Origin of the sequence: Nonomuraea sp. NPDC005730, assembly GCF_040630865.1 — a bacterium.
GTDB lineage: Bacteria > Actinomycetota > Actinomycetes > Streptosporangiales > Streptosporangiaceae > Nonomuraea.
The window spans coordinates 1-22,220 of the sequence record NZ_JBEXYK010000100.1 but is presented as its reverse complement, the minus strand read 5'-3'; the positions used below and the strand labels follow the sequence as shown (position 1 = coordinate 22,220).

The window sequence follows — 22,220 nt, the reverse complement described above, 5'->3', positions numbered from 1 at the left end:
GCCACTGCTGAGATCAGGCAGGCTTTCGGTGTTCATCTTCCGTTACGGCAGATCTTCGACACTCCCACCATCACCGCCCTCGCCCACGCGATCGAAGAGCTGACCGATGGCCGATGACCTCCGGTACAAGGGCGTCCGGCGCCAGGCGGTGACGGCCGACGCCCCCCTGTCTTTCGAGCAGGAACGGCTGTGGCTGGCGAACACCGCCTACAACAGCGCGATGAAGGTGGAGCTGGCCGGAACCGTCGACCCGATCCGCCTCGAACAGGCGCTCGAGGTGGTCGCCGCCAGGCAGAGCGTTCTGCGTACGACCTTCCACGAGGGGCCCGTTCAACGGGTGCACCCCCGGCTGCCCGTGCGCGTCGACGTCAGGGACGTCGGCGCCGGCGAGGTCGACGCCTTGGTGTCGGCGTACGCGGAGCAGACGTTCGACCTCGCCGAGGGACCGCCGTTCCGGGTGGCGCTGCTGCGGCTCGGCGACGACAGGTGCGTCCTGGTCGTGGTGATCCACCACTTGGCCGCCGACGGCTGGTTCCGCGTGTTCTTCAGGGAACTGACGGCCGCCTACGCGGGATCGGCGATCCCCGGCCCGGCCACCGGATATCTGGCCTACGCCCGCCGCCAACGGGCGGCGGCGGAGTCGGGCGCCTGGGCGGCCGCCGTCGCCCGGCGGGCCGCCGGCCTGTCGGGGGCCGAACCGGTGCGCGTCTACGGCGACCGGCGGGGCGGCGCCGAAGCCGGAACGAGCGGCGAGGTTCCCGTACGCTTCCCGCCCGAGCTGACGGCGCGGATCAGGAGCACGGCAGCCGACTCCGGATGCACGCCCTTCACCGTCCTGCTCGCGAGCCTGTTCGTCGTCACCTGGCTGAACAGCAGGCAGAACGATCTCGTGCTCGCGGTGCCGGTGGACGGCCGCGACCGGACCGACCTCCAGGACGTGCTGGGGTTCTTCGTCAACCTTCTTCCGGTGCGCGGGCACGTCGACGCCGGGCTGACGTTCCGCGAGCTGCTGTCCCGCACCCGCGAATCGTGGCTGGACGCCTTCGAGGACCACACGATCCCCTTGGCGCAGGTGCTGACGGCCGCCCGCGCGCTCGGCGGAACCTGGGTGCCGACCGTCGTCCTGAACATGGACGCGCAGCCGTCGGAGCCGGTCCGGCTCGGCGCCGCGACCGGAACCCCGGAAGGCATCGACACCGGCACGGTGAAGTTCGACGTGAACGTCTACGTGTCCGACGAAGGCGAGGTGTTCTCCGGTGCCCTGATCTACCGGACCTCGCTGCTGTCGCCGTCGGCCGCCGCACGCTTCGCCGGGTTGTGGGAGGAGATCCTGTGGGCCACGCTCGCCGAGCCTGACCGCACCCTGCGCGACCTGCTTCCGCGGCCCGAGCCCGTGCGCGCGCGAGATCCGCGGCCGTCGGGTGATCTCACCGCGCGCTTCGCGCGGAGCGTCCAGCGCCATCCCGACAGGACGGCGGTGATCTGCGGGGACCGGCGGATCTCCTACCGGGCTCTGGACGCCTGGAGCAACCGGCTGGCCAGGCGGCTCGTCGCGCAGGGCGCGGAGCCAGGCCAGGTCGTGGGCCTGGCGGCGGGACGATCCGCCGAGCTGGTCGCCGGTCTCCTCGCCGTGCTCAAGGCGGGCTGCGCCTACCTGCCGCTCGACCCCGCCTACCCGCCCGAACGGCTCCGGCTCCTGCTGCGGAACTCGCGGGCCGGCCTGGTCCTGGGCGCGCTCCCCGGCACCCGGCTTCCCTCGATCCCCCTCGACGAGGCTCCCGGCTTCTCCGCCGAACCGCTGAGCGGCCCGCCGATCCACCCCGCGGCACCCGCGTATCTCATGTACACCTCGGGTTCCACGGGCGCGCCGAAGGGCTGCGTCATCAGCCACGCCTGCGTCGACCGGCTCCTCAGCGCGACGGAAGCGCTGTTCCGCTTCACTGAGGACGACGTCTGGACGCTGTTCCACTCCTTCGCCTTCGACTTCTCCGTCTGGGAGATCTGGGGAGCGCTGAGCCACGGGGCCGCACTGGTCATCGTTCCCCACGAGGTCAGCAGGTCGCCCGAGGACCTGCTGGAGCTCCTGGACGCCGAGCGGGTCACCGTGCTCAACCAGACACCGCTTGCCTTCTCCCAGCTCACTGCCGCGGTCAAGGCGCGCGGGCGCCCTCCGGAGAGCGTGCGGACCGTGATCTTCGGCGGCGAGGCGCTCGACCACGGCAAGCTGAGGGACTGGTACGACCACGTTCCCCGGGGCCGGACGAAACTGATCAACATGTACGGCATCACCGAGACGACCGTGCACGTCACCTACCGGGAAGTCACCGAGCACGACGTGGAGTCCGGGGCGGGCAGCCTGATCGGCCGGCCCCTCGCGGACCTGTCGATCCATCTCCTCGGGGACGACGGCCTGCCCGTGCCCGACGGGACGCCGGGCGAGATCCACGTCGGGGGCGCGGGTCTGGCCCACGGCTACGCGGGCGATCCACGGACCACCGCACTGCGCTTCGTGCCGTCCCCCTTCGCCGCCACGCCGGGAGAGCGCCTCTACCGGAGCGGCGATCTGGCCGTCCGTACCGCCGAAGGGGATCTCTGCTACCTGGGCCGGGTCGACGAGCAGGTCAAGATCCGCGGCTTCCGCCTCGAACCGGGGGAGATCGCGGCCGCGCTGCGCACCAACCCGGCGGTCGCGGACGCCGCGCTCGTCGTCCGCCACGACGAGCACCGGGGAACTCACCTGGTCGCCTACGTGGTGGCAGCGGACCGGCAGGCCGTCCCCGCCTCCCGCGAACTGCGCGAGCATCTGGCCACCGTCCTGCCCGCGCACGCCATCCCGGCCAGGATCGGTGTCATCGACGCGCTTCCCATGACCGCCAACGGGAAGCTGGACGCTCAGGCGCTGCCCGAGCTCGCCGTCCCGGCGGAGGAGCGGGAGAACGCCGCGGCCGGCACGGTGGAAGAGGTGATCGCCGGGCTGCTCGCCGAGGCGTTCGGCCTGGAGGGAGTCGGGGTCACCGACAACTTCTTCCAGCTGGGTGGCGACTCGATCATCGCCATGCGGGTGGCGACGGCCGCGCGTACGGCAGGGCTGCGCCTGCGGCCGGGCGACGTGCTGATCGGGCAGAGCGCGCAGGGCATGGCGGCCATGCTCGACGTGCCCGCACCGACCCCGGCGACGCCCGCCTCCTCCGGCCGCGGGCTGACCCCCATGCAGCAATGGTTCATGGAACAGGGGATGCCGCAGCCGGCGCACTGGAACCAGAGCGTCTGGCTCAGCCCGCGACAGGACTGGTCCGTCGGCCGATTCGAGACGGCGCTGCGGGCGGTGCTGCGAGCTCATCCCGCGTTGACCGGCGACGGGCTGCCCGGCGGCGCCAAGGAGCCCGGCCCGGAGCTCGTCAGGGTGTTCGACCTCGGCACCGTGCCGGGCGGCCACCGCGCGGACCGGGTACGCAGGGCCCTGCACGAGGTGCAGACCGGCCTGGACCTGGAGCGCGGCCCGCTGGTTCGGGCCCTGGTGCTGCACGGGCTGCCCGACGGGCCGCTCGTGGCGCTCGTCGCCCACCATCTCGTCGTGGACGCCGTGTCGTGGGAGATCCTGCTGCAGGACCTCGCCGCCGCCTACGCCGACCGCCCGCGCCCGGCTCCGACCGACTCCGCCGCCGCGTTCGCCGCGGAACTCGCCGCCTACGCCCACAGCGCGCAGGCGAGCGGCGAGCTCACCCACTGGACCGCCACCGGAGGCGTCCCCACCGACGCGTTGCCCGTCGACCACCCGGACCAGTCCGCCACCGAGGCGGGCGCGGCGACCGTACGGCGGGAGCTGAGCAGGGAGGCCACGAGCCTGGCGGCGGACGCGGCCCGAGCGGCTGGGGTCAGCTTCGAGGCGTTCCTGCTGACCGGTACCGCGCTGGCGATCCGCCGATGGTGCGGAGCGAGCGCACTCAAGGTGGACGTCGAGCGGCACGGCAGGGAGCCCCTGCGCGGGGAGGGCGATCTCACCAGGACCGTCGGCTGGCTCACCGCGATCTTTCCCGTCACCGTGGATCTCACCTGGGCCTCGGCGGCTGAGACGCTCGGCCACGTCGCCTCCGTCCTGGACGGTGTGCCCAACCGCGGGGCCAGGTACGCCGCCCTGCGCCATCTGGGCCCCGCGCCCGTACGCGAGGCGCTGGCCGCGCTCACCGAACCCGAGGTCGCCTTCAACTACCTCGGGCACCGTCTGGAGGTGGAAGGCGACGGGCCGGCGTTCGCTCGCGTCACCCGTCCCTACGACCTGAGCGCGAACGACAGGGCGGGAGCGTCGCCGCGCACGCGCCTGCTGTCCGTCGAGGCCGAGGTCGTGTCCGGAACGCTGCGGCTGACCTGGACCCACGACCTGCGAACCGCTCCAGCCACCGCCGCCGCCCTGGCGGCCGCCACCCTGGCCACGATCACCGACCTGAGCGCCACGGCCCGCTCCGCGACCACGACACGAAAGCCTTGACCATGTCCCTTTGGAAGAACCGTGACTTTCTCAAGCTCTGGACCGGCGACACCGTTTCGGAGATCGGCAACCAGGTCACGACCATCGCGATGCCGCTCCTGGCGATCCTCGTGCTCCACGCCTCACCGGCCGAGCTGGGGATCCTCGGTGCCGCGCAGTTCGCGCCCTACCTCGTCTTCGGTCTGGTCGCCGGGGTGTGGGTCGACCGGTTACGCCGCCGGCCGCTGATGATCATCTCGGAGGTCCTCCGCGCGGTTTGCATCGGTCTGGTCCCGCTGCTGGCGGCGCTCGACCTGCTCCTGATCGAGCATCTCTACGTCATCGTCTTCGTCTTCGGCACCCTCGGCCTGTTCTTCGACGTGGCCTACCAGTCCTACCTGCCGACGCTGGTCGGCCGGGAGGAGCTGACGGAGGGCAACGCCAAGATGACCGCGACGGCCACCATCGCCCAGGTGTCCGGTCCCGGTGCGGCGGGAGTGCTGGTGCAGATCGTCACCGCGCCCGCCGCCATGATCATCGACGCGGCCTCCTTCCTCCTGTCCGCCCTGGGCCTGATGCTGATCAAGAAGCGGGAAGAGCCGGTGCCGCCGGACCCGGCGGGCCGCAATCTGCTCAGGGAGGTCCGCGAGGGCCTGGCCTTCGTCCTGCGCAACCGCTACCTCCGGGTGATCGCGGCCACGACGGCGACCAGCAACTTCTTCGGCCGCATCCTGTTCACCGTCTACGTGCTCTACCTCACGGAAGACCTGCGGCTCGCCCCCGGCATGGTCGGCCTCAGCTTCGCCGTCTCGGGCGCCGGGTCGGTGCTCGGCTCCTTCCTGACCGAGCGCGGCACCCTGGCGTTCGGCCTCGGGCGGACGATCGCCTGGGGGCTGCTGATCGGCAACGCCGCGCTGCTGCTGATCCCCGCCGCCCCCGCGCTCGGCTCGCTGACCGTGCCCGTGCTCCTGGTGAGCATGTTCGTCTGGGGTTTCTCCAACCCCGTCTACAACATCAACCAGGTCAGCCTGCGGCAGGGGATCACACCGGATCGACTGCTCGGCCGGATGAGCGCCAGCATGCGCTTCCTCGTCTGGGGGACCGTGCCGCTCGGCTATGTCGCGGGCGGCGCACTGGGCGAGGCCGTGGGTCTGTGGCCGACGCTGCTGATCGGGGCGATCGGCGGGCTGCTGCCGGCTGTCTGGCTGCTGCCCTCCCGGTTGATCGCGCTGACCGACGCGGAGGACGCCGCCCTCACCCCGGTGGGCCAGGCACGATGACCTGGCCGTCACAGGGCGTGGTCATGGTCACCGGCGCGGCCCGGGGTGTCGGCAGGGCCGTCGCCGTCGCCTTCGCGGAGGCGGGAGCGCACCTCGTCCTTCTGGACGTCTGCGCGGACCTGCCCGGCTGCCCCTACCCGATGAGCCGTCCCGACCAGTTGGAGAGTACGGCGCGGCGGTGCGGCGAGCTGGGCGCCCGCGTCGTCACCGTCGAGGCCGACGTCCGCGACCCGCTCCGCGTCCAGGAAGGGGTCGAAGGCGCCCTGGCGGAGTTCGGCGGGATCGACGTCCTGGTCAACAACGCCGGAATCGTCGGACCCGCCGGGGTCCTCGCCCACGAGATGGCGGAGGCCGACTGGAACCTCCTGCTCGACGTCAACGTGACGGGCGCCTGGCACTGCGCCAGGAGCGTCCTTCCCTCGATGGTCGAACGCAGGAGCGGCAGCGTCGTCAACATCGCCTCCACGGCGGGCCACATCGCCTTCCGGTCGTTCTCCGGCTATGTCACGGCCAAACACGCGCTGATCGGGCTGACCAGGGCCCTGGCGGTCGACTACGCGCCCTACGGCATCAGGGTGAACGCCGTCAGCCCCACCTCGATCTACGAGGACCCCGGCGAAGGGCCCGGCATGTTGTCCGGGGTGGCGGCCATGATGGGGGTCGGCGCGGCGAGCTACGAGGAGGTGTCGCACGCCCTGCATCCGCTGAACACCCTCGCCTACGCGGAGGACGTCGCGGCCGCGACCCTGTGGCTGGCCTCACCCGCCGCCGCGCGCTGCACCGGCACCATCCTTCCGGTGGACGCCGGATTCACCACCCGATAGGAGAACCGCAGACTTGCTGACAGAAGCAGAGATCCGCGCCCTGGCCCTGCGCAGCCAGGGCTTCGGAGAGAGCTACCGACGCCCGGTCGACGTGCTGAAGCGTCTGGGCGTGATCCAGCTCGACTCGGTGGACGTCCTGGCCCGCAGCCACGAACTCACCGTCTTCTCCCGGTACGGCGCCTACGACCCCCAGCACCTGAACCAGCAGATCTACCACGATCGCACGGGTTTCGAATACTGGGGCCACTCCATGAGCTGGATCGACCTGGCCGACTACCCGTTATTCCTGCACCGGGTCGAGCACCTGCGGGAGTCGGGCCGTGGGGCCAGTACGGTCAACAAGGAGGTCCGCGACGAGCACGCCGAGCTCTATGCGCACGTCCTCGACACGGTCGACGCGAAGGGCCCGGTCGGCGCCGCCGACTTCGCCGGCGCGGGATCGGGCGGATGGTGGAAGCTCAAACCCGCCAAACAGGTCCTGGAGGACCTCTTCGACCAGGGCGTCCTCATGTGCGCAGGCAGGACCCAGGGGTTCGCCCGGCAATACGACCGCACCGAGCGGGTCCTGCCCCCGCGCACAGACACCCGCGACCCCGGCCAGGAACGGGCGGCCTACGAGCTGATCGTCAGGGCGGTCGCCAGGGTCGGGATCGGAACGGCCCGGGAGGTGGCCGACTACTACCGGCTGCACAAGTGGCCCGCTCCCTGGCGGGAGGCGCTCGCGCGGGCGGTCGCCGACGGCAGGGTCACCGAGCTCAAGATCCCAGGCTGGCGTGGCCCCGCCTACGCCGACCCCGCCTGCCTGGACGGCCCCAAGACGCTTCCCGACCACCCGCCCACCTTCCTGTCACCGCTGGACAACCTGCTGTGGGACCGGAAACGTGTCCAGCGGGTCTTCTCCTTCGAGCACACCTTCGAGATCTACGTTCCGGCGGAGCGCCGGCGTTACGGCTACTACGTCCTCCCGCTCCTGGCCCGCGGCGCCCTGGGTGGACGCGCGGACCTCAAACTCGACCGTCAGAACGGCGTGCTCCAGGTCCGCGGGCTGTGGCTGGAGGGGGCGAGCCCCGAGGAGGCGGCCGCGGCCCTGCGCACCCTCGCCGGGCATGTACGCGCCGACGACATCGCGCTCGACGAGGGTGAGCACAAGGCCCGGATCGTGCGGGCCCTGGGCTGATCGAGCTACTGCCGGGCCCGGCGCAGCGCCGCCGCCAGGATGGTGATCGCGAGCTGGGCGGGAGTGGGGTTCAGGAAGACCTCGGCGACGGGGACGGGCACACCGAAGTCTTCCTGGAGCTTCCGCGCCAGGTACATCGCGGCGACCGAGTTGCAGCCCGCCTCGAACACGTCGTCATGCAGGCCGAAGTCGTCGAGGTCCAGGACCTCTGCCGTCAGCGCGCAGATCCTGCGCTCCACCTCGGTCTCCGGCGCCGCGTACGGGCGGGCCGCCGGCCGTTCCCGGCGTACGTCGGCCCGCGGCGTCCACAGCGGCGGAAGGGGCAGGTCGGCGGCGGTCCGCGCACCCTCGGCGAAGGCGGTGAGCACCCCCGCGAAGTCCTCGTGCAGCCGTTCCACCCCCGGCCGTGACACCACGCCGGAATCGTGCGTGGTCCGCAGCGTCAGCTCTCCGGCGAGCGTGACGGTGACGGTGAGGGGATATCCGGTGCGGATGCTGGCCCCGGGCACAGCCTCGCGATGGACGGCGACGTCGTCCGCCAGCGGGGCGAGCTCGAGGTCGCCGGGGTAGTTCTGGAAGACGAACAGGCTGTCGCAGGTGGTCGCGGACAGGCTCTTCCCGCTCCAGCCGTGGATCTGCCCGGGTGAGCACCACTGGTAGTCGGCCCCGACCGCCTGCCGCCTCTGCAGATCGAGCAGCCAGGCGTCCAGCGGCTCGTCACCGGGGCCGGCGACGAGCACGGGGACGTTGTTGAGGAACGGCCCGACCAGCCGGTCCACGTCGTCGATCTCGAACGGCCTGCCCGCCATGGTGACCGCGAAGATCGTGCCTGCCCGCCCGTTGTAGCGCGACAGCAGAAGCCCCCACAACGACCGGGTCAGCACGTTCGGCGTCACCCGGGCGCGACGCGCCCGCTGGACGAGTGCCTCCGCGGTGGCCGAGGCCAGCGTGCTGCGGACCTCCTGCGGATGCGATCCGCCCGCGTGCTGCGACGGACGCAGCAGCGCGCCCAACTGCCCGCAGCCGGGCGTCGCCGCCGCCAGTTCGCCCCGCCAGTAGCTCTCCGCGCGCACGTCGTCCTGGGCCTTGAGCCAGTCGAGGTAGACGCCGAAGTCGGTCGGCCGGCGAGGCGTGTCGGGCTCCCTGTAGTGCCAGGCCGCCTCTTCGAGCATCAGCTCGGCGGACCAGCCGTCGACGATCAGGTGGTGCATCGTCACCAGAACGACGTGCTCGCCCGGCGACAACCGCCCGATGGAAACACGCAGCAGCGGAGCCTCGGCCAGGCTGAACTCCTGCTCCCCGTCGGCTCCGGCCAGTTCGGCGAGCGCTGCTCCCGGGTCCGCGCCCGGCAGATCGGTGATCGTCACGGGCAGCTCGGCCGAGCGGTTGATCCGCTGGACGGGCGCGGCGCCGTCCCGCCGGACGAAACAGGTGCGCAGCGCCGTGTGCCGGTCGACGAGGCGCTGCCAGGCCTCGCCGTACCGGAGGGGATCGAAGGGGCCGGTGCAGCGCAGGGCGTACTGCACCAGGACGGCGGGTGACAGCGGGTCGCGCACGCTGTGCGCGAGCATGAGTTCCTGGATGGGGGTCAGCGGGAACTCCGCCGTGATGGCCTGGCCCGTCATGCCGGCCGCCTTTCCTCACTCAGCGAGCGCATGCTGCGGACCAGCACGTCCGCCAGGGCGTTCGCGTCATCCTTGATGAAGTAGTGGCCGGCGTCCCGCAGTACTTCGAGCCGTACCGACGAGAAGTGCCTGAGCCAGTCGCGGTACCTCTGCGCGCCGTCGTCGGCGGTCGTCGGGTCGGCGCCACCGAGCACGCAGAACGCCGGAACGGGAAGCGGAGCGTCCGGCGCGGCGCTGAAGTAGCGTCCGGCCTGTCGCTGGTCGTGGCGGACCAGCCGGAGCATCTCCGCGCGGTCGAGTGGCAGCACGTCACCGTCCATGCCGCCGAGCGAGCCGAGGAACTCCGCCAGCTCATCGTCGGACAGGGACTCGTCCCGTGCGAGCGCAGCGAGCGGATCACGGACGACGAGCGAGCCGCCGAGGAAGACCGCCCGCGGAGGACGGCCGGCATCCACCAGCCCGCGAGCGATCGCCACCGCCAGGGCGGAGCCGACGCACTGGCCGTACACGGCGATCGGACCCGGCGTCCGTGCCAGCTCGCGGACCACCCGCGCGGCGACGTCCGGCACCTCGGCGAGCGGCCGGCCGGTGAAGTCGTGTCCGGGGATCGCGACGGCCGTCAACGCCACCCCGTCGGGCAGCGCCCGCGCCAGGGGCTGGTAGGAGATGGCCTGGCCGCCCCCGTACGGCACGGCGACGATGGTCAGCCGGGGCGCTGTCGAGGTGCGCAGTGGCAGGAGCAGCGGAGTCCGCCGCGGTTGTCCGCTGTCCGCCCGCGCGGCGAGCGCGGCGATGGTCGGGCTGGTGAACAGCGCGGCGACGGGGAGGTCGGGATGGAACTCGCGAACCGCCCTGATCGCCAGAAAGGAGTCCCCGCCGAGGTCGAAGAAGTCCTCCTCCGGACCGATCTCCTCGTGCCCGAGCAACCGGCACCAGATGTCGTGGACCTTCTGCTCGGTGTCCGTCATCGCCCGGCTCGGCGCGGCCTGCGCGGCGGGTGGCTCGGGGAGAGCACGCCTGTCGAGCTTGCCGTTGGGGGTGAGCGGGAACCGGTCGAGCACCACGATCGCCGACGGCACCATCGCCTGCGGGAGCGCTCGCGTCAGCTCGGTCCGCAGCCGCGCGGGATCCGCGGTACGGCCGGGGGCGGCCAGTACGTACCCGACCAGGCGGCGCTCGATCGTGCCGGGTGCCATGACCACCGCGTCCGCCACGTCGGGGCTCCTGCGCAGCTGTGCCTCGACCTCGCCCAGCTCGATCCGGACGCCGTGGATCTTGACCTGGAAGTCGCTGCGCCCGACGAGCTCCAGCAGACCGTCGGGGCCGTACCTGGCCACGTCCCCGGTGTCGTACATACGATCGCCGGGGACCCCGGAGAACGGGTTGGGCACGAATCGCTCCGCGGTCAGGGCGGGACGGGCGTGGTAACCCCAGCCGACCCCGATGCCGCCCAGGTACAGCGCGCCCGGCACGCACTCGGGAGCGGGCTCGCCGGCCTCGTCCACCACGTAGGCGAGCTGGTTGGCCATGGGACGGCCGTACGGGATGCTCTTCCACGCGGGATCGACCTCGCCGACGGTGTAGATGGTGGAGTCCATCGACACCTCGGTGGCGCCGCCCGCGCTCACCACGGTCGCGTGCAGAGCGATCGCGCGGATGCGATCGGGCAGCGAGAGCGGGATCCAGTCCCCGCCCAGGAACACCAGGCGCAGGTCCGGCAGGGTGGTCCCGTCGCGTTCCGCCTGGTCGACGAGGAGGCCGAGCAGCGGCGGTGCCGAGTGCCAGATGGACACCCGCTCCTCGCGCAGCGTCTTCAGCCAGCGCTTGGGGTCGCGGGAGGACTCCGCGTCCGGCATCACGACGGTGCCGCCCGCGGCGAGGGTGCCGAATATGTCGTACGTGCACATGTCGAACGTGGGGGAGGAGATGGCGAACAGCCGGTCCTCCGGGCCCACGCCGTAGCGCCGGTTGTAGTCGGTGACGTTGGCGACCCGCCCGCGATGGTCGAGCAGGATGCCCTTGGGCACACCGGTCGAGCCCGAGGTGAACAGGACGTTGGCGAGATCGGCGGGGCCGGCCGTCGGCCGCGGCGGGGTGGGAGCGCCGCTCCTGTCCGCCCCGACGTCGATGCCGCCCTCGCCCGCCCGGTCCGGGTCGCCGACGATGGCCGCCACCGGTATCTGCGCCAGCATGGTGTCGAGCCTGGCCTTGGGATAGGCGGGGTCGAGCGGCAGGTAGGCGGCGTTCGCCTTCAGCACGCCGAGCATGCCGACGACCAGCTCCGCCGACCTGTCGAGCAGCAGCCCCACGGGGTCACCTCGGCGCACGCCGGCTTGTTCGAGCCGTCTGGCCAGGCCGTTGGCCAGGCGGTCGAGTTCGCCGTAGGTCACCCGCCGATCCCCTGACATCACCGCCAGAGCGTCGGGGTCGGCCGCCGCGCGTCGCTCGAAGAGCCCGTGCAAGGTGGACGTGCCGGGGAAGTCGGCCGCGGTGTCGTTCCAGTCGCGTACCGCCCGCTCGCGCTCGGCGGACGTCAGCATCGGCGCGGCGAGTGCCCTGCCGTCGGGGGCGGCCACGAGGCTCCGCAGCAGCATCACGTAGTGCGCCATGAACCTGCTCACATACGCTTCGCTGAAGACCTCGGTCCGATGCTGGACGTGACATCGGAAGGTGTCGCCGTGGCGGCGGAAATCCAGCAACAGGTCGAACTTCGCGGTCCGCGCCGGCACGTCGATGCGCTGCGCCGTCACCCCGGCCAGCCGCGGCAGCACGTCGTCGCGCTGGGTGATCTGCATGAGGATCCTGGTGAGCGGGGAGGCGCCCCGGCCGCCCGCCGAGCCGAGCTCACCGACCAGCCGCTCGAAGGGGACCTCCTGGTTCTCGTAGGCGTTGACGCACGTCCGCATCACCCGGCCGAGGAGCTGGCGGAAGGTCGGATCGCCGGACACGTCGGTCCGCATGACGACCGTGTTGATGAAGAACCCGATGAGCGGCTCGAGCTCCGGTCTGGTCCTGCCGTGCATGGGGGCGCCGATGGCGATGTCCCTGCTGCCGCTGTAGCGCGCGAGCAGCACCTTGACCACGGTCATCAACCCCATGAACAGGGTGGCCCCCATGGAGCCGCAGAGCTCACGCAGGTCGTCGACGAGGTCGCGGGGCAGCTCGACCACGTGCTCGGCGCCGGCGGAATCCGGCAGCAGGGCGGCGACACCGTCGGTGGGAAGATCAAGCGGGGTCAGGCCGTCGAGAGCCTCCCGCCAGTAGGCGAACTGCTCGGCCTCCTGCCGGGTCTGCTGCCAGGCGGAGAAGTCCGGGTACTGGATGCTCAGCGGCTCCAGGACGGGCTCGTACTGCTCCACTCCGGCGTCGTACCAGCGTTCGAGCTCGGAGAAGAAGACCATCATCGACCAGCCGTCGACGACGATGTGGTGCAGGGTCAGCAGCAGGACGTGGTCACGCTCCGCGAGCCTTAGGAGCCGCGCCCGCAGCAACGGTCCGCGTTCCAGGTCGAAAGGTGTTCCGGCTTCCTCGGCGACCGTTTGGCCGTGCCATGCGCCGGCGCCCGCACGCGTGAGCCTGATTTCCAGGGTGTCGTGCACCACCTGATAAGGCTCGCCGTTCTTCTCCGCGAAAGTCGTGCGCAACGCTTCGTGCCGCTCGACGATTTTATTGATCGCGGTTTCCAGGACATTCGCATTCACCGGGCCGGACAGCCGGAAGGCGTACGTGCAGTTGTATGTCGGGTCGCCGGGATTGAGCTGGTCGAGAAACCACAGCCGGCGCTGCGGGGACGACAGCGGAACCCGGCGGTCCCCGTCGCGCCGTCGAATGGCGGCGGACCCGCTGGCCGCGCGCGGCGCCACCAGGCCGAGGTCCTTCTCCAATCGAGCGCGCTGCGCAGGAGTGAGTGAAGTGAGGGTGGCCTCGACGTCACCGCGATCAGCTGAATACATGGGGGAATCGTAGGTCGGTGCCGCTTTTCCCGGACTGCCTGATGGCTGGCGCACCTGTGCCGTTTGCGCGCACGGGTCCGCCGGAACCAGGCCGCCTTCGGTATCGGGCCTTTAGTCTTGGCCTGCCATTCCGAGAAAGGGTAATGAGACTGTGAATATCGGCCTGGCCGGGAAAAGGGCGATCGTGCTCGCCGGAACCCGTGGATTGGGCTGGGGCGCGGCCGACGCGCTCGCGCAGGAAGGATGCGAGGTCGTGGTCTGCGGCAGGTCCGTGACCACTTCCGCCACGGCGCACCCCGCCGTCACGGCCCTGCCCTGCGATCTGCGGGACGCGGACCAGCTCGACGCCTTCCTCACCGCGGCGATCGCCATGCTCGGCGGCGTGGACGTGCTCGTCACCAACTGCGGCGGTCCGAAGCCCGGCGCGGCCGCCGGGGACGCGCTGACGGATGACGACTGGACGGAGGCGTTCGGCTCGGTGCTGCTCAGCGTGGTCCGAGGGTGCCGCCGGGTGATCCCTCTGATGCGGGCACAGCGCGGCGGGGCCGTCATCTGCGTCGGCAGCACGTCCGCGATCCAGCCGATCCGGGGACTCGCGCTGTCCAACGCGTTACGGCCGGCCCTGCTGGGGTTCGCCAGGACGCTGGGGGAGGAGGTGGCCGCGGACGGTGTCCGGGTGAACTGCGTGCTGCCCGGCCCGTTCGCCACGGAAAGATCACTGGAGATCAGCAGCTGGGAAGCGGCGGCGACAGCCGGCGACACCGCCGCCGTCCTGCGTCGGCGCACGCGCGCCACCCCGCTCGGCCGGCTCGGCGCTCCTGAGGAACTAGGACGGCTGGTCGCGTTCCTCGCCGGCGAGACGGGCTCGTTCTGCACCGGCACGGCCGCGGTGATGGACGGCGGCTTCGCCCTCACACCGATCGGCCCCGCCCACGACGAACAGGAGCAGCATGCGGGTTCTCACTGAGCTGTCGCAGATCGGCGAACTGCTGCAGCGCGGCTACGAGCGGCTGGTCCAGGACGACGCCGTGCTCGCGGCCGCGCTGGCCCGCGACGTCACCCGGCAGAAGAACACGCTCAACCTTGTCGCCTCGGTCAGTCTCGCCGACCCGTCGGTCCTCGTCTCCGCGGGTACGAGCCTGTCGAACGTCACGGTGGAAGGCTATCCGGGCGCGAGGTTCCATTCCGGCTCCATCGACGTCGACGGCGTGGAGCGCCTGGCCGTCGAACGCGCGTGCCTCGCGTTTCGCGCGCAGTACGCCAACGTGCAGCCGTACTCGGGGTCGGCGGCGAACCTCGCGGTGCTCTCCTGCCTGCTGCCGCCCGGCGGCACGCTGCTGAGCCTCAAACTCGACTCGGGTGGGCACCTGACCCACGGCGCCCGCGCCTCCATCACCGGGCGGCACTACCGGGCCGTGCACTACGGGCTCGATGATCAGGGGCTCATCGACTACGAGTCGGCGCACGAACTGGCCGTGAGACACCGGCCAGGGGTGATCATCGCCGGGTCGAGTTCTTACCCGCGGACCGTCGACTTCGCCCGGATGCGCATGATCGCCGACTCGGTGGGGGCCTACCTGCTGGCCGACATCTCGCACATCGCGGGGCTCGTGGTGTCCGGCTGCCATCCCAGCCCCGTCGACCTGGCCCATGTGACGACGACGAGCACGTACAAGCAACTCGGCGGGCCACGCGGCGGCCTGATCCTGCTGGGGCGGGAGGCGGACACGCCGGTGGGGAGCAGCGGGCTCACCCTCGCGGAGAGCGTGCAGCGCGCGGTGTTCCCCATGACGCAGGGGACGCCGAACCCCGGCGCGATGGCGGCCAAGGCGCGGGCGTTCGACCTGGCGGTCCAGCCGCACTTCCGGCAGACGTGCCTGCGGATCGTCGCGAACGCCCGGGCCCTGGCGGACGAGCTCTCCTGGCGCGGCTTCCACCTGCTCAGCGGCGGCACGGACACTCATATGATCATGATCGACATCGCCGGCAAGGGAATGACCGGATATGTAGCGGAACGCGCGCTGGAACAGTGCGGCGTGCTGGTCAACAGAAACGTCATCCCAGGGGACGGCAGGGCGCCGTCCGTAGCGAGCGGAATACGGCTGGGCAGCACCATCGCATCGCAGCGCGGAATGGGCGCCACCGAGATGAAAGCCGGCGCGGCGCTGGTGGACCAGGTGCTGTCGGCCGTCACCGCCCGGGGCGACCTGGCCTTCGCGCTCGACCAGGACGCGAAGTCCGCCGCCCTCGCGGTCGTCGCGCAAATGTGCGCGGACTTCCCTCTGCCGCACTACTGAACCCCGACCATGGAAGGGAGGCGACGGTCATCGAACGGCCGCGTCCCGTCGACCCGGACGACATCATCAGAGCAGGGCAGCACCTCCACCGCTTCGGCTACGCCAACACCTCCTTCCTCGTGCCGGACGACGTCAAAACACTCGTGGCTCGCGAAGCGCTCGCCCTCGTCGACGAGGCGGGGGTACGGCGCGACGTGTCCTTCAAGGAAACCGGGCACACCCCACGGCGCATGCGGAACGTGACACGGCACGAGATCGGGGAACGCGGAACGGTCATTCCCCGGCTCTACGAATCACCGGAACTCAGGGACCTGCTGGGCGCGATCGCCGGCGAGCGCGTCCTGCCGTGCCCGTACCTTCCGGAACAGTTCGTCATCACCGTCCTGGAGAGGAACGGTGACACCCACGGCTGGCACTGGGACGACTACAGCTACGCGCTGGTCTGGGTGATCGAGTGCCCGCCACTCGAAGAGGGCGGCTTCGTCCAATGCGTGCCCGGCACCACGTGGAACAAGGAGAATCCGCAGATCAACCGGGCGCTGGTGGACAATCCCATCTACTCCATGGAGCTCAGGCCCGGAGACCTCTACCTGATGAGAACGGACACCACGCTCCACCGGGTCCACGAGATCAGGAGCGGCCGCCGGACGATCATCAACATGGCCTACGCCTCCGCCGCCGACGCGGACAAGGACATCACCCACGAGACGATGGACTCGCTGTGGTCCGAAGGCGGGCGTTGATGCTGGCCGCCCTTCTGGCGACGAGCGCCGCCGTTCTCTACGGGACCGCCGACTATCTCGGCGGTGTCGCCGCGAGAAGGGTCTCCGCCCTGACGGTGGCGCTCTTCTCCCATCTGACCGGCGCGGCCACCGTCGCTCTGCTGCTGCTGTTCACCGCAGGCCCTCCGGAGGCATGGACGCTCGCCCGAGGCGCCCTGGCCGGCCTGGCCAGCGGCCTGGGGCTGGCCCTCTTCTACCGCGCGATGACCATGGGAGCGATCTCGGTGACGGCCGCCGTGACGTCGGCGACCTCCGCCTGCGTCCCGGCGGTCTACGGGGTGGCCGCAGGCGAGCGGCCGGACGCCCTCGCCCTCGTCGGGGTCGGGATGGCCGTCCTCGCCATCGTCCTGATCAGCAAGGAGAAGCCCGGCGGTGAGGTGCCGAGCGGGAAGGGGAAGGCGGTTCTCACCGCGCTGGCCGCGGGCGCGGGGTTCGGCGGCTTCTTCGTGCTCATCCCCACCACGCCGACCGGCGGGTTGTGGCCGTTGCTGGCGGCACGGGGCAGCTCCGTCACCCTGATCTTCCTGCTGGTGGTCCTCTCGGGCGGGGTACGCGAGATGCGCCCTCGTGGCTGGGCCCTTCGTCCGATCGTCGCGGCGGGCACGCTCGACATCGCGGCCAACATCCTCTTCCTGTTCGCCAAACAGGAGGGCATGCTGAGCCTGGTCGCGACCCTCTCCTCGCTGTATCCGGTGAGCACGCTCCTGCTGGCGGGGGTCTTTCTCGACGAGCGGCCGGGCAGGATCCAGATGGCCGGGATCTGCCTCGCACTCGTGGCGGCGATCATGATCAGCACCTAGACGAGTCCTGTGCGACGGCGGACGCGTTCAGCGCCGTCAGCCGATCTCGACGGTGTAGCCGCTGGCCTGGAGGGTGAACAGGCGGGCGTATTCGCCGCCTGCGGCCATCAGCGTGGTGTGGGTGCCCTGTTCGGCGATTCTGCCCTCCGCCAGCACCACGATGAGATCGGCGTCCTTGACGGCGCTCAGCCGGTGGGAGATCAGCAGGCTGGTACGGCCGGCCCGATGCTCGCGCAACCTGCGGTGGATGGCATGCTCGGCCTCCGCGTCGAGCCCGGCGCTCGGCTCGTCCAGGATGAGCAGGTCGCGTTCGCCCCTGATCAACGCTCTGGCCACGGCGAGCCGCTGCCACTGGCCGCCGGACAGCACGACGCCGGAGGTCTCGGCCGCGTCGAGGAAGCGGTTGCTCAGCAACGTGTCGTAGCCGTGCGGCAGGGCCTCCAGCGCCGTGTCCACCCCGGCCAGCCGTGCCGCCGCCCTGACCTGCTCGGGCGAGGCACCGAGCGAGCCGAGCGAGATGTTCTCCGCCGCCGTGAAGTCGTAGGCCACGTAGTCCTGGAAGACCGCGGTCAGCCGGGAGCGCAGCTCGGCGGGGTCGGCGTCGCGCAGGTCCGTCCCGTCCCAGCTGATCGCCCCGCGCGACGGGTCGTAGAACCGGCACAGCAGTTTGACCAGCGTCGACTTGCCGGCGCCGTTGAGCCCCACGAGCGCGACGCAGGCGCCGTGCGGGATGGTGAGATCCACTCCGCGCAACACCCACGGTCGCCCCTCGCCGTAGCGGAACCAGACGTCTCGCACCTCGATCCCGGAGCGGAGCGCGGGCAGCGGGCGGGGCGGCAGGCGTACGGGCAGGTCAGGGGCGGCGGAGACGACGGCGCGGTAGTGTCCGAAGACCAGCAGCGCCTGGTGCAGCCGGGCGAGCTGGGTGACCCCGCCGGACAACGCGCCCTGCACCCCGGCGACGGCGGCGGCGAAGACCGCCACGTCGCCCACGCCGAGACGGCCGCCGGCGATCGCCCAGATCAGTCCCGCGCCGCCGATCGCCGCGCCGAGCAGGGCCAGCAGCCCGTGTCCCGCCAGCGCGCGCCGTTCCAGGGCCTGCTCCTGGTGGTTGACCGCGCGGATCTCGCCGAGGAGACGGTCGCGCAGGTACGCGCCGAGCCCGAACAGCCGCACCTCCTTGGCCGGCTCGACCTCGGTGAGCAGGTCGGCGTAGAAGATCTGGCGGCGCATCGCCGGGCTGATCTGCCACTCAAGACGCACCTTGCGCCTGCTCAGCGACAGCTGCACCCCCAGCGACGGCAGCGCGGACAGCAGGACGATCGCCGTCATGACCGGGCTCAGCGCCATGAGCGCGGCGACGAACCCGGCCAGCGTGACCAGCCCGCGCACCAGCGACAGGCCGGGCGCCAGGATCTGGTTGGCCGCGCCCGTCCCGGCCTGTTCGGCCAGTCTGAGCCGGTCGCGGAAGCGGGGGTTCTCGAACGGGCCGAGGCCGACGAAGGCGTTGACCGAGGTGAACAGGCGTTCGCGGGTCAGCAGGCCCATGCCGCGGCGCAGCCGTCCGTCGGTGTACTCGGTCAGGTGCGGCAGCAGCGCGGCGACCAGTCCCACCGCGCCGAGCATGATCGTGGGCGCCAGTACGGCACGGCCGGCCGCCAGACCGTCCAGAATCAGCTTGGTGCACCAGGCGGCGGCCACCGGCATCGTGCCGCCGGCGATGACGGCGAGCACCGAGCAGACGGCGGCGAGCGGGGCGGCCCGCCAGGCCAGCCCCCACACCGTCACGGCCCGTCCGGCCAGCCGCAGCACGCCGGGCGAGACCTCGTCTGTCATGCGGTGACGGGGGTGCCGAGCCCGGCCACGGTGACCGCGCGCGACCGGACCCGGCCGGAGTCGTCGAGCAGGTAGAAGGCGGGGAAGGCGGCGTTGGGGAAGGCCAGGCAGACCGGCCCGTTGGCGGGCTCGGCGATCACGGTGGCGCTGCCGCGCAGCGCGTCCGCGTAGCTTTCGCCACCGGGGCCGGACACGACGGCGAGCACCTGCGAGGGGGAGTAGCCCGCGTTGGCGACGAGCTGGAGGAACGGCGGCAGTTGCCCGGGGCAGGCCTGGCACTCGGTGTCGAAGAAGCCGATCATCGCGGGCCGCCCGATCCCGCGCACGTCGGGGACGGTCGACCCCACCGGCAGCAGCGGCGGCCCCGAGGGAGCGGCGTGCTGCTCGGCGTGGCGCACCCGGCGGATCACCGCGAACGTCAGCACCAGGTTGAGCGCGCTCATGACGCCCACGATGACCAGGGCTGCGATGACATACGGCATCAGAGGTTCCTTTCCAGGAGAAGGTCGGCGAGGTCGTCGAAGAGCACCAGAACGGCGGCGAGCACCGCGGCGGCGACCAGCGCCAGCGCCACCCCGGCGAGTTCGACGCGCCCGCCCGGCATCACCCAGCCGGTGACCGCGACCGCGATCAGCAGCAGGTTGCGCACGATCTGGACGCGGCTCAGCGGAGCGGCCGTGACGCCGAAGCACCGGCAGGTGGCGGCGGCGCCACGGCGCAGGGCCAGCAGAATCGCGGCGGCGAAGGCCGCGAGCAGCACGGCGGCCAGCATGAACCCGGCGCGCTCGCCCAGGACGAGCAGCACCACGGCGGCGCTCTCGCCGGCCAGTACGGCCACCGCGACCGGCACGGCGGGCAGCCTGGGAGCCAGACCGGGGACGGAGGACACGAAGGCGCGCCAGCCGGTGGCCTTGCCCGCCAGCGCGGCCAGGAAGACCAGGCAGAGCACGGCCCGGCAGCCCAGCTCTATGTACGGCATGGCCCTCCTTCACGGGTGGGGCCGCCCACGACCCTCTGCGGAGGGGCCGTGGGCGGGGTGTGGAGGGTCAGCAGCACTCGTAGCAGGACACGTAGGTCGTGCAGTCCGGCCGCACGCAGGTCCACGCGGTGTGGTCGAGCCAGTGGTAGCACCAGCACTCGTAGGGGCACCCTCTGGCGTCCGCGGTGCTGGCGGGCAGCAGGGCGCCGAGCATCCGGTCGCCTAATGCCTTCAGTGTGCGAGTCATCCGACCTCCTGGGTGAGAGGGGCTGTGTTCGCCTGATCATCACCATCGGGTCAGGGGAGGGGCAATCTTTTCGGACCGCCACCGAAATGCGACAAATCAGGCGCTGTATTCGAGGAGTTCGTGCCCCAGCGAGGTGAGCACGTGCCGCACCGCCCGTCCCTCGCGGTGGGTGTTCACGAGCCCCGCCAGCCGCAACGCCGTCACGTGCTCGGACACCGTGGAGGCGCTCACCGCCAGCGACCTGGCCAGCTCGCCGGTCGCCGAGCCGCCGCCGATCGAGCGCAGCACCCTGGCGCGAGCCTGCCCGACGACCTGGGCCAGGGCGTCCACCGACGCGGGGCGCCGGGTGCCCCCGTCGCTGACCGGATAGGCGATGACGGCCCTGCTGTCGCCGCGGGGCGGCGACAGGGCGAGGAAGCACCGGCTGGCGCACATCAGCGGCGAGAACGCCACGCCCCCGTCGCCGAGCTCCACCGGCGACGGGCACAGGTCCGAGGTGTCGATCTGCAGGTCGCAGCCGTACCAGCTCAGCCTGGGGGTGAGCCTGGGCAGCGTGCGGCCGAAGCCCCGCACGCAGATCAGCTCGGAGTAGCGGTTCACGTGCGCGCTCAGGCGGCGGTGTATCGCGTCCCACTCCGGCGCCACGCAGCTGACGTAGAAGGCGCGCAGCGCGTCGGCGACGTCACCGAGACCGGGCTGGACGTCGAGCTCGTCGCTGAGCGTGCCCACCCCGGGCGGCAGCGGCAGGTCGGCCCAGAGGAAGCCGGACACGCTGTGCGGCGCGTGGTGCACACGCCGGACGAACGGCATGGCTCTGGCGGGCGTCCTGCGCGCCAGGTCCCGCCACGGCGATCCGGGTACGGCGAAGCCGGGATGATGCAGGCACAGGGCGGCGAACAGGGTGTGGTGCAGCGGGGAGATGGTGAAGGTGGTCGCGGCCAGTCCTGCGGCAGAAAAGACCAGACGCATATCCCAGCCCCGTTGTCAGGAAATATCCGGACATAATGGAGTATGCGGCTGTTAAGACGTACTAACAAGGGTGCGTAGGACGACCCCCAGAACCCGGTCGGCCGGGACAAGTCCCCACAACCGCGAGTCCGCGCTGACCTCCCCGTCGCCGAGCACCACGAGCTTGCCGGGCGGCACCGTGGAGGGCAGCCCGGGGCACTGCGGCGGGACCGGTTCGCCCGGCAGCGCCGCGACCCGCTTGACCACCCAGTCGGCGGCCGCGACCGCGGGCAGCGGCCCGTCCCGCCAGCGCATCCCCGGCCCGATCGGTTCGAGCACCACGATCTGCCCGCGCCTGACCGCCTTCCCGCGCAGCACCAGCAACCGGTCACCGGGCCGCAACGCCGGCACCATGCTCTCCCCTCGTACGGTCACCACCGCCAGCCGGCGCCTGGCGACGAACACGACAACGACCAGCAGCGCGGAGAACACGGCGATCATGGGCATGGCGCGAGCGTAAGCGTCCGGCCCGTGGGGCTCAAGGACTCGTCCGGTTGTGCGGGAGGGGCTGAAGTCTTGTCCACGACGAACGCCGTCGTCCGGCGGGAGTGACGCTCGGACGGCATGGGCGCCCGTTTCCCGGGGGCGAACACTCGTGGGGCACGGGCGCGGTTCTGTGGCGTCGAGGAACACCTCGTCCTTCGGCGCGGAGGCTTGACGGGCTGACATCGCGGTGGTGATCCGCCTAGATGGTTGAGTCCAAGGGGTCGGGGTGATCAGTGGTCGTAGCGGGTGAGTGACCTCTTGATCGGCTGTCCGGTGTGATCGTTGTGCCAGATGGCCGCGGTCAAAGCCAGAACCTTGACGAAGATGCGGACGATGACTCCGGCCGGCGTCCGTCCGCCGTGTCGTTCCAGGTCCAGCTGGCCTTTGAAGGTCTGGTTGATCGACTCGATGGTCTGGCGTAACGGCTTGAACAGCTGTGCGCCGGCCCGCTCGGCCTCACC

The 22,220-nt window shown here is 71.3% G+C and carries 17 protein-coding genes and 1 pseudogene; 9 read left to right on the top strand and 9 right to left on the bottom strand.

The window, feature by feature from the left end; translation table 11 throughout:
• Positions 1–12: 12 nt before the first annotated feature.
• Genes ABZ444_RS49400 through ABZ444_RS49380 form a run of 5 tightly spaced genes read left to right on the top strand, consistent with a single transcriptional unit; the run spans position 13 to position 7,746 of the window.
• Entirely contained in the window at positions 13–117 is a 105-nt protein-coding gene (locus ABZ444_RS49400; RefSeq protein WP_358011837.1) for a hypothetical protein, read from the top strand.
• Entirely contained in the window at positions 107–4,486 is a 4,380-nt protein-coding gene (locus tag ABZ444_RS49395; protein WP_358011835.1) for an amino acid adenylation domain-containing protein, read from the top strand. The genes ABZ444_RS49400 and ABZ444_RS49395 overlap by 11 nt, the downstream gene beginning before the upstream one ends.
• Positions 4,487–4,488: 2 nt before the next feature.
• A complete protein-coding gene (locus ABZ444_RS49390) occupies positions 4,489–5,745 on the top strand; it encodes an MFS transporter (protein ID WP_358011832.1) in 1,257 nt (418 codons plus the stop codon).
• Positions 5,742–6,569 carry an SDR family oxidoreductase gene (locus ABZ444_RS49385; RefSeq protein ID WP_358011830.1) on the top strand — a complete coding sequence of 276 codons (828 nt, stop codon included), beginning with the start codon at positions 5,742–5,744 and terminating at the stop codon, positions 6,567–6,569. The genes ABZ444_RS49390 and ABZ444_RS49385 overlap by 4 nt, the downstream gene beginning before the upstream one ends.
• Before the next feature lie 13 nt (positions 6,570–6,582).
• Positions 6,583–7,746, top strand: coding sequence for a crosslink repair DNA glycosylase YcaQ family protein (locus ABZ444_RS49380; protein WP_358011827.1), 1,164 nt, complete (start codon positions 6,583–6,585; stop codon positions 7,744–7,746).
• 5 nt (positions 7,747–7,751) lie between these two features.
• Here the strand turns inward: ABZ444_RS49380 and ABZ444_RS49375 are convergent, their stop codons facing one another.
• Together ABZ444_RS49375 and ABZ444_RS49370 are read right to left on the bottom strand one after the other, a co-directional pair.
• On the bottom strand, positions 7,752–9,371 hold the full coding sequence (locus tag ABZ444_RS49375; RefSeq protein WP_358011825.1) for a condensation domain-containing protein: 1,620 nt from the start codon (positions 9,369–9,371) through the stop codon (positions 7,752–7,754).
• Positions 9,368–13,324, bottom strand: a complete 3,957-nt coding sequence (locus tag ABZ444_RS49370) for an amino acid adenylation domain-containing protein (RefSeq protein ID WP_358011823.1) — start codon at positions 13,322–13,324, stop codon at positions 9,368–9,370. The genes ABZ444_RS49375 and ABZ444_RS49370 overlap by 4 nt, the downstream gene beginning before the upstream one ends.
• 184 nt (positions 13,325–13,508) lie before the next feature.
• Here ABZ444_RS49370 and ABZ444_RS49365 point away from each other — a divergent pair, with 184 nt between their 5' ends.
• From ABZ444_RS49365 to ABZ444_RS49350, 4 genes are read left to right on the top strand one after another with little or no spacing between them, the layout of a single operon-like run.
• The gene (locus ABZ444_RS49365) at positions 13,509–14,291 is read left to right on the top strand and encodes an SDR family oxidoreductase (protein ID WP_358011820.1); all 783 of its coding nucleotides are present in this window, start codon (positions 13,509–13,511) and stop codon (positions 14,289–14,291) included.
• A complete protein-coding gene (locus ABZ444_RS49360; RefSeq protein WP_358011817.1) occupies positions 14,275–15,621 on the top strand; it encodes a serine hydroxymethyltransferase in 1,347 nt (448 codons plus the stop codon). Before ABZ444_RS49365 ends, ABZ444_RS49360 begins: the two co-directional genes overlap by 17 nt.
• Complete coding sequence (locus tag ABZ444_RS49355) at positions 15,591–16,364, top strand: hypothetical protein (RefSeq protein WP_358011815.1); 774 nt, start codon at positions 15,591–15,593, stop codon at positions 16,362–16,364. Before ABZ444_RS49360 ends, ABZ444_RS49355 begins: the two co-directional genes overlap by 31 nt.
• Positions 16,364–17,203, top strand: a complete 840-nt coding sequence (locus tag ABZ444_RS49350; protein ID WP_358011813.1) for a DMT family transporter — start codon at positions 16,364–16,366, stop codon at positions 17,201–17,203. The genes ABZ444_RS49355 and ABZ444_RS49350 overlap by 1 nt, the downstream gene beginning before the upstream one ends.
• Positions 17,204–17,239: 36 nt before the next feature.
• Here the strand turns inward: ABZ444_RS49350 and ABZ444_RS49345 are convergent, their stop codons facing one another.
• The 7 genes and pseudogenes from ABZ444_RS49345 to ABZ444_RS49315 all read right to left on the bottom strand — a co-directional run.
• Positions 17,240–19,039, bottom strand: coding sequence for an ABC transporter ATP-binding protein (locus ABZ444_RS49345; protein ID WP_358011810.1), 1,800 nt, complete (start codon positions 19,037–19,039; stop codon positions 17,240–17,242).
• A complete protein-coding gene (locus ABZ444_RS49340) occupies positions 19,036–19,521 on the bottom strand; it encodes a hypothetical protein (protein WP_358011807.1) in 486 nt (161 codons plus the stop codon). Before ABZ444_RS49340 ends, ABZ444_RS49345 begins: the two co-directional genes overlap by 4 nt.
• Positions 19,521–20,018, bottom strand: coding sequence for a MauE/DoxX family redox-associated membrane protein (locus ABZ444_RS49335; protein WP_358011804.1), 498 nt, complete (start codon positions 20,016–20,018; stop codon positions 19,521–19,523). Before ABZ444_RS49335 ends, ABZ444_RS49340 begins: the two co-directional genes overlap by 1 nt.
• Positions 20,019–20,085: 67 nt before the next feature.
• Positions 20,086–20,265, bottom strand: coding sequence for a hypothetical protein (locus ABZ444_RS49330; RefSeq protein WP_125645566.1), 180 nt, complete (start codon positions 20,263–20,265; stop codon positions 20,086–20,088).
• Positions 20,266–20,361: 96 nt separating this feature from the next.
• Positions 20,362–21,234, bottom strand: a complete 873-nt coding sequence (locus ABZ444_RS49325; protein WP_358011802.1) for a winged helix-turn-helix domain-containing protein — start codon at positions 21,232–21,234, stop codon at positions 20,362–20,364.
• Positions 21,235–21,285: 51 nt separating this feature from the next.
• Complete coding sequence (locus tag ABZ444_RS49320) at positions 21,286–21,720, bottom strand: S26 family signal peptidase (RefSeq protein WP_358011799.1); 435 nt, start codon at positions 21,718–21,720, stop codon at positions 21,286–21,288.
• A 269-nt stretch (positions 21,721–21,989) separates the two neighbouring features.
• Positions 21,990–22,220, bottom strand: a pseudogene (locus ABZ444_RS49315) (IS982 family transposase); the annotation flags it as partial.